The sequence below is a fragment of the Streptomyces sp. NPDC059009 genome, assembly GCF_042740175.1.
GTDB lineage: Bacteria > Actinomycetota > Actinomycetes > Streptomycetales > Streptomycetaceae > Streptomyces.
Window position 1 is genome coordinate 4,421 of record NZ_JBHYJB010000009.1, and the last position, 14,274, is coordinate 18,694.

At 71.0% G+C, this 14,274-nt stretch carries 13 protein-coding genes; 7 read left to right on the top strand and 6 right to left on the bottom strand.

Going from position 1 to position 14,274, the window contains the following annotated elements; all coding sequences use genetic code 11:
- Window positions 1–169: 169 nt before the first annotated feature.
- Window positions 170–541: a hypothetical protein gene (locus tag ACFWYM_RS10850; protein ID WP_384833375.1), complete on the bottom strand. Its 372-nt coding sequence runs from the start codon at window positions 539–541 to the stop codon at window positions 170–172.
- Between the two features lie 103 nt (window positions 542–644).
- On the bottom strand, window positions 645–1,925 hold the full coding sequence (locus ACFWYM_RS10855) for a PucR family transcriptional regulator (RefSeq protein WP_384833378.1): 1,281 nt from the start codon (window positions 1,923–1,925) through the stop codon (window positions 645–647).
- 146 nt (window positions 1,926–2,071) lie between these two features.
- On the opposite strand from ACFWYM_RS10855, the gene ACFWYM_RS10860 reads away from it, so the two are divergent.
- Window positions 2,072–2,998, top strand: coding sequence for a proline dehydrogenase family protein (locus tag ACFWYM_RS10860; RefSeq protein WP_384833381.1), 927 nt, complete (start codon window positions 2,072–2,074; stop codon window positions 2,996–2,998).
- A 55-nt stretch (window positions 2,999–3,053) separates the two neighbouring features.
- Window positions 3,054–4,685 carry an L-glutamate gamma-semialdehyde dehydrogenase gene (gene pruA, locus ACFWYM_RS10865; RefSeq protein WP_384833384.1) on the top strand — a complete coding sequence of 544 codons (1,632 nt, stop codon included), beginning with the start codon at window positions 3,054–3,056 and terminating at the stop codon, window positions 4,683–4,685.
- A gap of 106 nt (window positions 4,686–4,791) precedes the next feature.
- On the opposite strand, the gene ACFWYM_RS10870 is transcribed toward pruA, so the two are convergent.
- Together ACFWYM_RS10870 and ACFWYM_RS10875 are read right to left on the bottom strand one after the other, a co-directional pair.
- Window positions 4,792–5,709: an alpha/beta fold hydrolase gene (locus ACFWYM_RS10870; RefSeq protein WP_384833386.1), complete on the bottom strand. Its 918-nt coding sequence runs from the start codon at window positions 5,707–5,709 to the stop codon at window positions 4,792–4,794.
- Between the two features lie 106 nt (window positions 5,710–5,815).
- Window positions 5,816–6,541, bottom strand: coding sequence for a nitroreductase family protein (locus ACFWYM_RS10875; RefSeq protein ID WP_384833389.1), 726 nt, complete (start codon window positions 6,539–6,541; stop codon window positions 5,816–5,818).
- A 103-nt stretch (window positions 6,542–6,644) separates the two neighbouring features.
- On the opposite strand from ACFWYM_RS10875, the gene ACFWYM_RS10880 reads away from it, so the two are divergent.
- Complete coding sequence (locus tag ACFWYM_RS10880) at window positions 6,645–7,220, top strand: GNAT family N-acetyltransferase (protein ID WP_384833894.1); 576 nt, start codon at window positions 6,645–6,647, stop codon at window positions 7,218–7,220.
- Here ACFWYM_RS10880 and ACFWYM_RS10885 read toward each other — a convergent pair.
- Complete coding sequence (locus ACFWYM_RS10885) at window positions 7,217–8,236, bottom strand: NADP-dependent oxidoreductase (protein WP_384833391.1); 1,020 nt, start codon at window positions 8,234–8,236, stop codon at window positions 7,217–7,219. The genes ACFWYM_RS10880 and ACFWYM_RS10885 overlap by 4 nt on opposite strands.
- Before the next feature lie 440 nt (window positions 8,237–8,676).
- Here ACFWYM_RS10885 and ACFWYM_RS10890 point away from each other — a divergent pair, with 440 nt between their 5' ends.
- Entirely contained in the window at window positions 8,677–9,534 is an 858-nt protein-coding gene (locus ACFWYM_RS10890; protein WP_384833897.1) for a LysR family transcriptional regulator, read from the top strand.
- 286 nt (window positions 9,535–9,820) lie between these two features.
- Window positions 9,821–9,955, top strand: coding sequence for a hypothetical protein (locus ACFWYM_RS10895; RefSeq protein WP_384833393.1), 135 nt, complete (start codon window positions 9,821–9,823; stop codon window positions 9,953–9,955).
- 32 nt (window positions 9,956–9,987) lie between these two features.
- Here ACFWYM_RS10895 and ACFWYM_RS10900 read toward each other — a convergent pair whose 3' ends face one another.
- Window positions 9,988–11,586: a purple acid phosphatase family protein gene (locus ACFWYM_RS10900; protein WP_384833396.1), complete on the bottom strand. Its 1,599-nt coding sequence runs from the start codon at window positions 11,584–11,586 to the stop codon at window positions 9,988–9,990.
- 186 nt (window positions 11,587–11,772) lie between these two features.
- Between ACFWYM_RS10900 and ACFWYM_RS10905 the strand changes: the two genes are divergently transcribed.
- Entirely contained in the window at window positions 11,773–12,813 is a 1,041-nt protein-coding gene (locus tag ACFWYM_RS10905) for a 3-isopropylmalate dehydrogenase (RefSeq protein WP_384833399.1), read from the top strand.
- Window positions 12,814–13,052: 239 nt separating this feature from the next.
- On the top strand, window positions 13,053–14,144 hold the full coding sequence (locus tag ACFWYM_RS10910; protein WP_384833402.1) for a branched-chain amino acid aminotransferase: 1,092 nt from the start codon (window positions 13,053–13,055) through the stop codon (window positions 14,142–14,144).
- Window positions 14,145–14,274 lie beyond the last annotated feature (130 nt).

Below are 14,274 nucleotides of genomic sequence, written 5' to 3' on the forward strand. Positions count from 1 at the left end.
GGCGCCCCCCACCGCCGCCTCCGGCCGGGGGGGGGGGGGGGGGGGGGGGCGGGGGGGGGGCCCCCCCCCCCCGGGGGGGGGGGGGGGGGGGGCCCCCCCCCCCCCCCCCCCACCACCGGGGCCGTGCAGCACGTCAGGTCAGGTCAGGTCAGGCCAGGTCGGCTCAGGGTCAGGCATTGAGGCACGCCGCGGGCACCCACCCCGCGGGCCTGCCCTTGCCGTAGGGGCCGCCGTAGTACCACTTGTCGCTCTTCTTGCCGCACAGGTTGTACTTCTGGCCCTTGGTCGGCTTGAAGGGGTTGCAGATGTCGCCCTTCTTGCCCTTGGGCCACAGGCCCAGCGCGGTGCTGCCGACCTTCGGGCTCTTGCGGATCTTCACGCTCTGCTTGGCGGGAACGTTGATGAAGTGGTCGTTGCAGCTGGGTTTCGCGGCCTTGGCCACCGGCGAGGCGGGCGCATCGGCCGAGGCGACGCCCGCGGTGAGCGTGGTGCCGACGAGCGCGGCGGCGGCGACTGCTGGGCCCAGCAAGCGGAGTCTCATGGGGTGTTCGTCCTCCCGTAGGTGTGGCGTGAACTGATCGGGAGTGACAGTAGCCTGACAAGATCGTGGAACTCGTCGGCGGAGGCGGCCTGTTGCGGATCCCTTACAGCCGTGACGCCTTCAACACCATGTGCAGCAGCAGCCGGTCCTCGCCCTCGTCCAGGTCCAGGCCGGTGAGCTGCTCCACGCGTGAGAGGCGGTAGTAGAGGGTCTGGCGGTGGATGCCCAACTCGGCCGCCGTGCGCCCCGCCTGGCCCGCACAGTCGAGGAACACCTCGGCGGTGCGGGCGAGTTCGCGGCCGCCGGGGGAGAGGAGCAGCTGGGCCACCGGGTCGTGCGCGGCCTCGGCGGGCAGCGCCGTCAGCAGGCGGTACGGGCCGATGTCCGCCCACTGCGCGACCGGCCGGAGCCGTGGCTCCGCGAGCGCCGCGCGCGCCGCCGCCGTCGCCTCGCCCCAGGCGGCTCCGAGCTCGTCGAGCCCGGCCCGCGCCGCCGCGACGCCCGCAGCGAGCGCGCCGCCGGGCCCACCCGGCCTACCGGAACCGCCGGCCGCGGCGGAGCTTCCGGACGAGGGAGAGCCGCCGGACGCACCGGAGCCGCTTGCCGCGCGCGCCCCGCCCGCCGCCGCGTCGAGCAGCCGCGCCCCCGCCGACAGCGCGGGCGCCAGGGAGTCCGCCGAGCGCAGCCGCACCAGGGCGCCGAGGCACTGCCCGGTCGTCCCCCACGGCACCGTGCACAGCGCCGCGGCGCCCGGCACATTGCGCACCGAAGGCGCCTCCTCCGGGTCCGCCGAGGGCCACGGGGCCACACACACCACGGCGTGCAGGCCGTCGGCGCGCGGGCCGAGCGCGGTGCGCAGCTCGGCCACCGCCATGTCCCGCTGCCAGCCGCGCTCCGCCGTCAGGGCCGCCCGGAACTCGCGGGTCAGATCGGCGCCCGCCTGCGCCTCGTCGGCGAGCAGCGCGCCGATCCGGACGGCCACCTCCATCGCGGCGTTCAACTGCTCGTCCGTGGGCCCCGGTTCACCGTCCAGGAGCCAGACGTAGCCGAGCGCGAAGCCGCGGTGGTTCACCGGGAGGCAGATCCGGCCGCGGTAGACGCCCGCCTCCGGGGTGGGCGGGATGCGCACCGGGCCCCTGGCGCGCGCGATGCCGAAGCCCTCGAACCAGGCGCGGACCTCCGCCGTGGAGCGGCGCGTGAGGATCGAGCGGGTCCTGACCGGGTCGAGCGCCGTCGCGTCGAAGTCGGAGCCGTCGCCCGCGTCGCTGTCCTGGGCGCCGAAGGCGATCAGCTCGAAGTCCCGGTTCTCCAGGGTCGCCGGGGCGCCGAGCAGCGCCGAGATCTCATCCACCAGTTCCTGGTAATCGCCCTTCACAGCGTCCATTCTGGACTAGTTCCTCCGTGTCTTCAGACATGTGTCTGAGATCCAGCGCACGGATGCGTGACAGCTGTCCATGGCCCACGATCGTGGGTGATCCCTAAATTTCACGGTGGTTCTCCCCCTGTCCATACTCCCCGTGGAGGTGCCCCGTGCTGGGTCCCGTGATCCTTGCCGCGTCGCGCAGCGACAAGATGCGCCGTTTCGTCTCGGCGGCCCCCGGCACCAAGCAGGTGGTCGACCGGTTCATCGCGGGTGAGAGCGTCGAGCAGGTCGTCCAGATCGTCCTGGACGCCGCCGACCAGGGCCTCGAGGTCACCCTCGACGTGGTGGGCGAGGACATCACCACTGCGGAGCAGGCCACCGCCGCCCGCGACGCCTATCTCGGCCTGATCGCGCACCTCAAGGACCTCGGCCTCGGTGAGAAGGCCGAGATGTCGGTGAAGCTGTCGATGTTCGGCCAGGCGCTGGACGGTGGCCACGAGCTCGCCCTCGCCAACGTCCGGCCGGTCGTCGAGGCCGCCGCCGCCATCGGCACCACCGTCACCCTGGACGCCGAGGACCACACCACCCTCGACTCGATGTTCGCCATCCACGAGGAGCTGCGGCAGGACTTCCCGCAGACCGGCTGCGTCATCCAGGCGTACCTGTTCCGCACCGAGGACGACGCCCGCCGCCTCGCCGCGAACGGCTCCCGCGTCCGCATCGTGAAGGGCGCCTACAAGGAGCCCGCCTCGGTCGCGTACCAGGACAAGACCGAGATCGACAAGGCGTACGTCCGCATCCTGCGCATCTTGATGGAGGGCGAGGGGTACCCGATGATCGGGTCCCACGACCCCCGCCTGATCGCCATCGGCCAGGAGCTGGCCCGCCGCGCCGGGCGCAAACTGGACGAGTACGAGTTCCAGATGCTGTACGGCATCCGTACGGACGAACAACTTCGGCTCGCCGCCGAGGGACATCGCATGCGCGTCTACACGGCGTACGGCACGGACTGGTACGGATACTTCATGCGCCGTCTGGCGGAGAAGCCCGCCAACCTCCGCTTCTTCGCCCGCTCCATCCTCACCAAGGGCTGAGCCCCCCTCTTTTCGACCCTGTTGCCCCTCCAGATCAGAAGGAGTTACGGACCTCATGGACGCTGTGACCCAGGTTCCGAAGCCGATCAACGAGCCGGTGCACGGCTACGCCCCCGGTTCGCCCGAGCGCGCCCGCCTGGAGGCCAAGCTCAAGGAGCTGGCCGACAACCCGATCGAGCTGCCGATGACGATCGGCGGCGTGAAGCGGCTCGGCGGCGGGGAGCCCTTCCAGGTCGTCCAGCCGCACAACCACAAGGCGGTCATCGGCACCGGCCGGAACGCCACCACGCAGGACGCCCAGGACGCGGTCGACGCCGCCCTGGCCGCCGCCCCGGCCTGGCGCGCCATGTCCTTCGACGACCGCGCCGCGATCATCCTGCGCGCCGCCGAGCTGCTCTCCACCACGTGGCGCGAGACCCTCGCGGCCTCCACGATGCTGGGCCAGTCGAAGACCGCGCAGCAGGCCGAGATCGACACCCCCTGTGAGCTCGTCGACTTCTGGCGCTTCAACGTGGCGTACGCCCGCGACCTGCTCGCCGAGCAGCCGCCGGCCAACTCCACCGGCGTCTGGAACCGCCTGGACCACCGCCCGCTCGAGGGCTTCGTCTACGCGATCACGCCCTTCAACTTCACGGCGATCTCCGGCAACCTGCCGACCGCCCCCGCCCTCATGGGCAACGTCGTGGTGTGGAAGCCGTCCCCGACGCAGACCCACGCCGCCGTGCTGCTCATGCAGCTCCTGGAGGAGGCGGGCCTGCCCAAGGGCGTCATCAACCTCGTGACCGGCGACGGCCTCGCGGTCTCCGAGATCGCCCTGAACCACCGCGACCTGGCGGGCATCCACTTCACCGGCTCGACGCCCACCTTCCAGCACCTGTGGAAGACGGTCGGCGAGAACATCGCGAAGTACCGCACGTACCCGCGTCTGGTCGGCGAGACCGGCGGCAAGGACTTCGTGGTCGCGCACCCGAGCGCCGACCGCGCGATCCTGAAGACGGCCCTGACCCGTGGCGCCTTCGAGTACCAGGGCCAGAAGTGCTCGGCGACCTCCCGTGCCTACATCCCGGCCTCCATCTGGAACTCCGGCTTCAAGGAGGAGTTCGCGGCCGAGGTCGACGGCATCACGATGGGCGACGTCACCGACCTCTCCAACTTCATCGGCGCCGTCATCGACGAGCGGTCCTTCGCCAAGAACAAGGCCGCGATCGACCGGGCGCAGGCGGACGACTCCTGCACGATCGTCGCGGGCGGCACCTACGACGACTCGGTCGGCTACTTCGTGCGCCCGACCGTCGTCGAGTGCTCGGACCCGGCCAACGAGGTCTTCACGACCGAGTACTTCGGCCCGTTCCTCGCCGTGCACGTCTACGAGGACGACGCGTACGAGGAGATGCTGACCCAGATGGAGTCGGTGTCCGACTACGCGCTCACGGGCTCGGTCATCGCGGGCGACCGCGCCGCGGCCGCATACACGATGGAGAAGCTCCGCTACGCGGCGGGCAACTTCTACATCAACGACAAGTCGACCGGCGCCGTCGTCGGCCAGCAGCCCTTCGGCGGCGGCCGCGCCTCCGGCACCAACGACAAGGCGGGCGCCCCGCAGAACCTGCAGCGCTGGACGCTGACCCGCGCCATCAAGGAGACGCTGGTCCCGCCGACCGACTACCCGTACCCGCACATGGGCTGAACGCCCGGGCGCATCGGCTGACGGCACCGACGCCGGTCACCGCTGAACCCCGCCCCCGTCCTTGGTCCCCCAACCGAGGACGGGGGCGGTCTGCGTTTCCCGGGGCTCAACCGACGCGCCGGGCAAGGAAGTCGTCGATCAGCGCGGCGATCTGCGGCGCGTGCGTCTCCAGGGCGAAGTGGCCTGTCGGCAGCAGATGCACCTCGGCGTCCGGCAGATCGCGCCGGAACGCGAGCGCGCCCTCCGGCACGAACACCTGGTCACCCGCGCCCCACACGGCGAGCACCGGCACCTGGCTCGCCCGGAAGTACGCATGGAAGTCCGGGTAGAGCGCGATGTTGCTGCCGTAGTCGCCGATGAGACCGAGCTGGATCTCGTCCTGGCCCGCGCGCGCCATCAGGGCCGCGTCGTGATGCCAGGCGTCGGGGCTGAGCAGACTCCGGTCCCGCTCCGGGACCCCCGTCTCGTACTGCCACCTGATGCCTTCGAGGGACCTGATCTCCCGTATGGGCGCGGCCGTCTTCTCATTCGGCTCCTCGATGTACGCGAGCACCGGCGCCCACGCCTCGGCGCCGAGCCCCTCCTCGTACGCGTTGCCGTTCTGCGTGACGATCGCCGTGATCCGCTCCGGGTGGGCGAGCGCGAGGCGCAGCCCGATCGGGGCGCCGTAGTCCTGGACGTAGAGCGCGAACCGGTCGAGGCCGAGCGCCTCGGTGAACTCGGCGGTCACCTCGGCGAGTTCGGCGAAGGTGTAGCGGAACGCGGTGGCGGAGGGCGCCGCCGAGCGGCCGAAGCCGATGTGGTCGGGGGCGATGACGCGGAGGGGGTGCCTCCCTGCTCGAGCGGAGCCGAGAGCTTGGGGGAGGTGGGCGAGCTTCGGGAGGAGGTCGCGGAACATGTGCGAGCTGGTGGGGAAGCCGTGCAGGAGCAGCAGGACCGGGGCGTCGGCGGGGCCGGCCTCGCGGTAGAAGACCTCATGGCCGCGGACGGTGACGGTGCGGTGGTGGACCTGACGCGCGCTCATGTTTCTAACCCTTCAAAGTTCCTTCGGTGGTTGCGTTGAGATGAGTAGAGCACGCGTCCGGCTAACCAGTCAATCAACTTTTAGAGGTTAGGTACTCGGGAGGGTGTCAGACCTCCACGAGGACCTGGTCCAGGGACTTCCGTACGAGGTCGGGGACTTGGCAGTCCGGGGCGGGGTGGCCGACGGGGATGACCGCGAACGCCTTCTCGTTCTCGGGGCGGCCGAGCACCTCGGAGAGGAACCGCATCGGGCTCGGCGTGTGGATCAGCGCGGCCAGGCCCGAGAGGTGCAGGGCGGACAGGAGCATGCCGACGGCGATGCCGACCGACTCGTCCACGTAGTAGTGCTTGTGCTTGGTGCCGTCCTCGCCCAGCCAGTAGCGCTGCTGGAACACGACGATCAGGGCGGGCGCGTCCGTGAGGTGCGGCTTCACCTCGTCCGTGCCGAGGGGGCGCAGCGCGGCGAGCCACTCCTCGCCGAGGCGCCCATCGTAGGAGATCTGCTCCTCGTGCTCGGCGGCCTCGCGGATGCGGCGGCGTATCTCCGGGTCCTGGACCAGGACGAAGGTCCACGGCTGCTGGTGCGCGCCGGACGGCGCGGTGGCCGCGCAGGCGATGGCGTCGCGGACGACCTGCGTGGGCACGGGGTCGCCGGAGAACTGCCGCACCGTGCGGCGCTGCTCCATCCGCTCCCTCAACTCGGCCGCGCGCGCGAGGGATTCGGCCTCGGGCATGCGGGCGGGGCGGTACGGGACGCCGCGGTAGGGGTGGCCGTGGATGGGCGTCCAGGGCCGCTGTCCGGATTCTGGAGTGTGCTGTTCGGTTGATGGCATGTCTGGGAGTGTGCCCAGCGGGCGGGGGTTCAACTGTCCGTACTGGACGGTTGAGGGCCCTGCCGGGGAGAGGCGTGGACGGAGAGGACGGCGCTGCGCGGAAATCGGGGAGCGCGGCGGATACGGGGGTGGGTACCGTGGCGCGGTGACCATCCTTCGCGCCGCGCACACCGCCGACCTCGGGCGGACCGAACTCCACGCCGTCCGCGCCCTGTTGGACGAGGCGTTCGACGGCGACTTCGCCGACGAGGACTTCGAGCACTGCCTCGGCGGGATGCACGCCCTGATCGAGCAGGGCGGCGAACTCGTCGCCCACGGCTCGGTGATCCAGCGCCGCGTCCTGCACCGGGGCCGCGCGCTGCGCACCGGGTACGTGGAGGCGGTCGCCGTCCGCGCCGACCTGCGGCGCAAGGGGCTCGGCGGCCTGCTGATGGCGGAGCTGGAGCGGGTGCTCGACGGTGCGTACGAGCTCGGCGCGCTCTCCGCGTCGGACGAGGGTGCGGCCCTGTACCGGTCCCGCGGCTGGCAGGTGTGGCCGGGCCGGATCGGCGCGCTCGGCCCGGAGGGCGTCGTGCCCCTGCCGGAGGAGGAGGGCACGACGTTCGTACGGGACCGGGGTGAACGCCTGGACACCGCCCACGAGTTGCTCTTCGACTGGCGGGACGGGGACGTGCTCTAGCTCCGGGCCGCCGTGAGCGGGGCACCGGTCGCGCGGACGATGATCTTCCCCTGGTTCTGCCCGCGCAGCATGCCGAGGAACGCCTCGACGATCCCGCCGAACCCGTCCACCACGGTCTCGTCGAGCCCGATCCGCCCGCTCTGCAGCTGCGGCACCACGAACGCGTGCAACTCCTCCTGCAGATCACGGTAGTTGCGGACGTGGAAGCCCTCGATGCGCAGGCTCTTCTCCACGACGTCGGCGTGGTTGAACAGGACGGGCGGCGCGTCCGGCGTGTTGTACTGGCCGATGGTGCCGATCCGCACGACCCGGCCGAAGTCGCGCAGCGCGCCGATCGCCGCGCCCAGGTGGTCGCCGCCGACGTTGTCCACGAACACGTCGATGCCGTCCGGCGCCGCCTTCGCGAGCTGCTCGGCGACCGGGCCCTCGCGGTAGTTGAAGACGGTGTCGTAGCCGACGTGCTCCGTCAGATACGCGGCCTTCGCCGCCGTGCCCGCGCTGCCCACGAGTCGCCCCGCACCGAGCACCCGGGCGAGCCGCCCGGTGGCCGTGCCCACCCCGCCCGCGGCGGCCGACACGAACAGGTCCTCGCCCTCCTGGAGCCGGGCGATGCGGGTGAGCCCGACGTAGGCGGTGAGCCCGGTGCCTCCGAGGATGCCGAGGTGCGCGGAGAGCGGCACGCCCGGGAAGTCGGGCAGCTCCCTCGCCTCCTCGGGGCGCACGACGGAGTGGGTGCGCCAGCCGTGCCGGTGGAACACGACGGCGCCCTCGACGAGTCCGGGCGTCCGCGAGGCGACGACCCGCCCGATGGTCCGCCCCTCCAGGGGCTCGTTCAGCGCGAAGTCACCGTCCATCATCTCGCGGTGGTACGGGTCCACGGACCAGTAGAGGTTCTCCACGACGGCGGTGCCGGGCGCGGGCGAGGGGACGCCGGACTCGACGACGGCGAAGTCGCCGGGGGAGGGGAAGCCGTGGGGGCGGGCGATCTGGTGCACGGTGCGCGCGATGTCGTTCATGGCGGCGACGGTACGGAGGAATGCGGGGCGCGGGCACCGGGTTGGGCTCATGGAACGGGCCGATGCATGAAGAGGGCTCATAGGTGCAGGTGGGGGAGTCGATGGGAAGCGTACGAAGGGGCGGGGCTGTGAGGGGTGGGCGAGCTGTCGCGGGCGATGGGGCTGTGGCGGGCGGTGAGGCCGTGGCGGGCGATGGGGCTGTGGTGCGTGACGGGGCCGTGCGGGGGCGCCGAGCCGTGCCGGGCGGGTCGGGCTTCTCGGCCGGCGCGCCCGCGGAGGGTGGCGGGGGCGGTGCACCTGAGGGGGGTGGCGGGCGCGGCGGACACGAGGGGGGCGGCGCGAGCGCGCGGGGGCGCCGGGCTGCGCCGGAGCGCCCGGCCGCCACGGGTGGCCGGGGCGTCTCGCCTCGCGAGGGCGCCGGTGATCTCGCCCCGCACGAGCTGCGGATCCTCGTGGCCGTCGAGCGCGAGCGCGGCTTCTCCGCGGCCGCCCAGGCCCTCGGCCTCACCCAGTCCGCCGTCTCGCACTCCGTCCGGGGCACCGAGCGCAAGGTCGGCGCCGTGCTCTTCGAGCGGGGCCGCAAGGGCGCGAGCCCGACCTCCGCGGGCGAGACCGCCGTGGCGCACGCCCGCCGTGTGCTCCGGCTCCTCGACGCGCTCGCCGTCGACGCCCGCTCCGCCGCGACCGGCACCGTCGCGGGCCCGCTGCGCATCGCCGCCTTCCGCAGCGCGGCCCTGCATCTGCTGCCGCCCGTCCTGGAGCGCCTCACCGCCCGCCACCCCGGCATCGAACCGGAGGTACGCATCGTGCGCGAGGTCGGCGCGGGCACCGCGGGCGAGGTCGCGGCGGGCCGGGCCGACGTGGGGATCGCCACCATCGGGACGAACGCCCCGACGCCACCGGGCCTGATCACCAGGGTGCTCCTGGAGGAGCCGTACTCCCTGGTGCACCCCGCCGGGCACGCCGACCCGCGCTCGCTGCCCCTCGTGGACTGGACGGAGAACTGCACCTCGTACACCCGGGACTGGTGGACCGGGCAGGACTGGATCCCGAAGGCCACCGTGCGGACCGAGGACGACGGCGCGGTGCTCTCGATGGTGAGCAGCGGCCTCGGCATGGCGATCATGCCCGCCCTCTCCCTGACCGGCGCCCCGCCCACGGTCGAGATCACCGACCTCGGCGCGGAGCGCCCGACCCGCGAGGTCGGCTACGTCACCACGCCGGAGCTCGTCGCCACGGGCGCGGTGCGGGCCCTGATCCGCGAGCTCAGGGCGGCTTCTGGCGGCGGCCGGAGCTGACTCCGTTCAACTGCCGGGCAACTGTCCGGAACCGCCTGTTCAGGCGCGAAACCGCCGTTCAGGTGCCGTGCCCGTCTCAGATAGTAGGAAGTCCGAGTAATTGTGGAGACAGACGCTCCGTCCTCCCTTAGCTTTGTAGAAGCCGAACGTCTCGCTTGATCAAGCGAATGGCGGCAGTGAGTCGGAGCCCCGAGCAGGCGAACCCTGCGGCTCCCTCTTCCGCCCCTTCCGGCGTCTCGTAGTCCCTCCGCACTCCCGGTGTGCTTTCTGAAGGAGTCGATTTCCCATGGCCGAGATGACCGTGACCCCCCGCCGCGTCCGTCACACCTCCCGTACGAACGACGTCGACCGCAAGAACGCCGCCGCTGCCCTCCAGCGCGCCCTGGACCGCAGGGACAACGGCGGCGAGACCGGTCACTGAGACCGGTCACGGAGCTCAGTCACCGAGACCGGTCACTGGGTCCGCTTCCCCCGTACGACCTCGAAGTGGTCGATGCGCTGTCCGCTCTCGGAGAGCGCGGAGACCGACAGCTTCGGGCGCGACCCCGTCGTGACCTCGACCGCGAGGAACGAGAAGCCGGTGTACCGCACCCGCGACCACTCCACCGTGTCCGGGTCGGGAAGCCGTGACTTCGTCCAGTGGAACGTGAGGATCGAGTCCCGGTCGTTCACGTTCCCCTCGTAGCTGTCCTTGACCCCGAGTCCGAAGCCGTACAGGTCCTTGCCCGCGCCGCCCGCGGTGACGTACACGATGCCGTCGCGCGTCGGATCGGTCGACGCGCCGACCGGCACGGGCTTGCCGACCTCGCCGCCCTTGATGGCGTCCGTCCGCTCGTACACGTGGTTGTGGCCATTGATCACCAGGTCCACCTGGTGCTTGGTGAACAGGTCCAGCCAGGCGTCGCGCACCCCGCCGTCGGAGGCGTGCGTGGACGTCGAGTACATGCAGTGGTGGAAGAAGACCACGACGAAGTCGATGCCCTTGGCGGCGCGCAGCTCCCCGAGCCGCTTGTCGAGCCAGGCCGTCTGCTTCCCGTCCGTGTAGCCCTTGTTGGCGGGGATCTCGTACGAGACGTCGTTCGCGTCGAGCGCGACCACGCCCACAGTGCCGTAGGTGAACGAGTAGACGCCCGGCGCGTTCTTCGGGTCGAAGCCGTTCTCGGGCAGGGACCAGCGGGCCGACTGGCCGCCGTAGCCGTTGGGCGAGTACCACGCCTCCATGTCGTGGTTGCCCGTCGTCACCATCCACGGAACGGACTTGGCCACGCTCTCGGTCTGCGCCAGGAACTGGTCCCACACCCGCGCGTCATACGTGTCCGACTCCTTGCCGTGGCCGCTGGAGTCCGCGTAGCAGATGTCCCCGGCGTGCAGGTGGAAGGAGGGGTTCTGGCCCAGGATCACCTGGTCGTTGGCGAGCGCGTGATAGCTGACGCCCTGGTCGCCGAAGGCCGTGAAGACGAACTTCTCCGGCTTGGCCGGAGCCGTACGGAAGGTACCGACGGTGGACATCCGCTCGGGCGAGGCCGGGTCGAAGCCGTCGTGCCCGACGCCGTAGTAGTACGTCGTGTCCGGCTTCAAGTTGTCGAGCGCGACGTGCAGATAGAGCTGCTCGACCTCGGGGAGCTTCTTGGACAGGGACGGGGTGTGCAGGGCGCGCACCTCGGCCTCGATCTTCCGGCTCAGCTCCCAGGGCTTCAACCCCACGCGTACGTAAGGCTTCTTGACCGCGAAGGGCACCTGCCAGGAGATCCGCATCTGCGTCTTCGGGTCGGCGCCGAAGGCGAGATGGCGGCCGAACGGCGCCACCAGCGAGCCGTCGACCTTGACCGGGGCGGGCGGCGACGCGAGCGGCGCGGCCGGCGAGGAGCCCCCGCCGTACGCCGAACCGGAGCTCCCCGCGAGGAGACCGGCGCCGCCCACAGCGCCCGCGGTGGCGACCGAACTGGCCAGAACCTTGCGGCGGGAGAACTTCTTGCGGAGGTATTCGTGCTGCTCCGGCATGCTCATGCGGCGCGCGAGCTGCTCGGGTATGCCGACGTCAGGGGTGTCCATGACCGGAAAACTTCCCAGTAACTTTCAACTCCGGCCAGACACTGGGATGAACAAAATCTGTCCAGGAGGAAACCGGGGACCCTGTCGGGATCCGACAGGGCCCGGGTGGCGCGATGGCCGACCGTCCGATTGTCCGCATGCTGGACGGCGAGTGTCATCCCATGGGACGGGGCGTACGCTTCCGTCATGTCTCGCAGCATCAATCTCGCAGTGATTCCCGGTGACGGCATCGGCCAGGAGGTCGTGGCCCAGGGACTCAAGGTCCTCAATGCCGTCCTTCCCCAGGAAGTGAAGCTGGAGACCAAGGAGTTCGACTTCGGCGCCAGGCGCTACCACGCCACCGGTGAGACCCTCACCGACGCCGACGTCGCGGCCCTCAAGCAGCATGACGCGATCCTCCTCGGCGCCATCGGCGACCCGTCGGTGCCCTCCGGCGTCCTGGAGCGCGGCTTCCTGCTGAAGCTCCGCTTCCTCTTCGACCACCACGTCAACCTGCGGCCCTCGAAGCTGCTCCCCGGCGTCTCCACCCCGCTCGCCGGGCAGCCGGAGATCGACTTCGTCGTGGTCCGCGAGGGCACCGAGGGCCCCTACACCGGCAACGGCGGCTCGATCCGCACCGGCACCCCGCACGAGGTCGCCACCGAGGTCTCGGTGAACACGGCCTTCGGTGTGGAGCGCGTGGTCCGTGACGCCTTCGCCCGCGCCCAGGCCCGTCCGCGCAAGAAGCTGACGCTGGTCCACAAGAACAACGTCCTCGCGTACGCCGGTCACCTCTGGACCAACATCTTCAACACGGTGGCCAAGGAGTTCCCCGAGGTCACCACCGAGTACATCCACGTCGACGCCGCGACGATCTACCTCGTCACCGACCCGGCCCGCTTCGACGTGATCGTCACCGACAACCTCTTCGGCGACATCATCACCGACCTCGCCGCGGCCGTCTCCGGCGGCATCGGCGTCGCGGCCTCCGGCAACATCAACCCGAGCCGCGAGTTCCCCTCGATGTTCGAGCCCGTGCACGGCTCGGCCCCGGACATCGCCGGGCAGGGCAAGGCCGACCCGACGGCCACCATCCTGTCCGTCGCGCTGCTGCTGCGCCACCTCGGCTTCGAGACCGAGGCCGCCCGCGTCGAGGACGCTGTCTCCGCCGACCTGGGCGAACGCGGTGACTCGGTGCGCACCACCACCGAGATCGGCGACGCCCTCGCGGTACGCGTGGCGGGCTGAGCCCGTCGGCCGACAGACACCTGTTCACTGAAGCCGCCGGGCCGCATCAGCACCCGGCGGCTTCTCCTGTGCGGCCCTCGGGTGCCACCATCGTCACCAGGGCCGCAGTACGCCGTTTCCTACCTCGGCCCTCCGCGAGCGATAATCGAACGTGGGGCCGCGACATGCGGGGAAGCTCGGACGTCCTACTAGAGGCGTGAGCGCGGTCCGCCACACACAACGGTGAAGGACACGCACTCATGACCACGACGCCCACGATCGAGCTCAAGCCCTCCTCGACCCCGCTGTCCGACGCGGAGCGCGAGGCGATGCTGGCGAACCCGGGATTCGGGCGCCACTTCACCGACCACATGGTCACCATCAAGTGGACCGAGGGCCGCGGCTGGCACGACGCCCAGCTCGTGCCGTACGGCCCGCTCACCATCGACCCGGCGAACGCGACCCTGCACTACGCGCAGGAGATCTTCGAGGGCCTGAAGGCGTACCGCCAGCCCGACGGCTCCGTCGCCACCTTCCGCCCGGACGCCAACGCCAAGCGCTTCCAGTCCTCGGCCCGCCGCCTCGCCATGCCGGAGCTGCCCGTCGAGACGTTCATCGAGGCGTGTGACGCGCTGGTCCAGCAGGACAAGGCGTGGGTGCCGGCGCATGGTGGCGAGGAGTCCCTCTACCTGCGGCCGTTCATGATCGCGACCGAGGTCGGTCTCGGTGTGAAGCCCGCCAATGAATACCTCTTCATCGTCATCGCCTCGCCCGCCGGCGCCTACTTCCCCGGCGGCGTGAAGCCCGTCTCCGTCTGGCTCTCCGAGGACTACGTCCGTGCGGTCCCCGGCGGCATGGGCTTCGCCAAGACCGGCGGCAACTACGCGGCCTCGCTCGTCGCCCAGGCCGAGGCGGCCGCGAAGGGCTGCGACCAGGTGGTCTGGCTGGACGCCCTGGAGCACAAGTGGGTCGAGGAAATGGGCGGCATGAACCTGTACTTCGTCTACGGGAACAAGATCGTCACCCCCGAACTCACCGGCTCCCTCCTCGCGGGCGTCACCCGCGACTCCCTCCTGAGCGTCGCCCGTGACCTCGGCTACGAGTCCGAGGAGGGCCGCATCTCCACCGAGCAGTGGCGCCGCGACACCGAGAACGGCACGCTCACCGAGGTCTTCGCCTGCGGCACCGCCGCGGTCATCACGCCGGTCGGCACGGTCAAGTCCAACGGCGGCGAGTGGACCCAGGGCGACGGCGGCCCCGGCGAGGTCACGATGAAGCTGCGCGACGCGCTCCTGAACGTCCAGCGCGGCATCTCCGAGGACAAGCACGGCTGGATGCACCCGCTGGGCTGAGCATCGGCCTGATGGGCTGATCCTCAGCTTGATATGTGGCGCCGGGGGGGGGGTTGGTGAAGAATAAACTCCACACACCGCACTCTATGGGCGCGGGGCGGGAGGGGATGAAACACGAGCCCCCCCACCC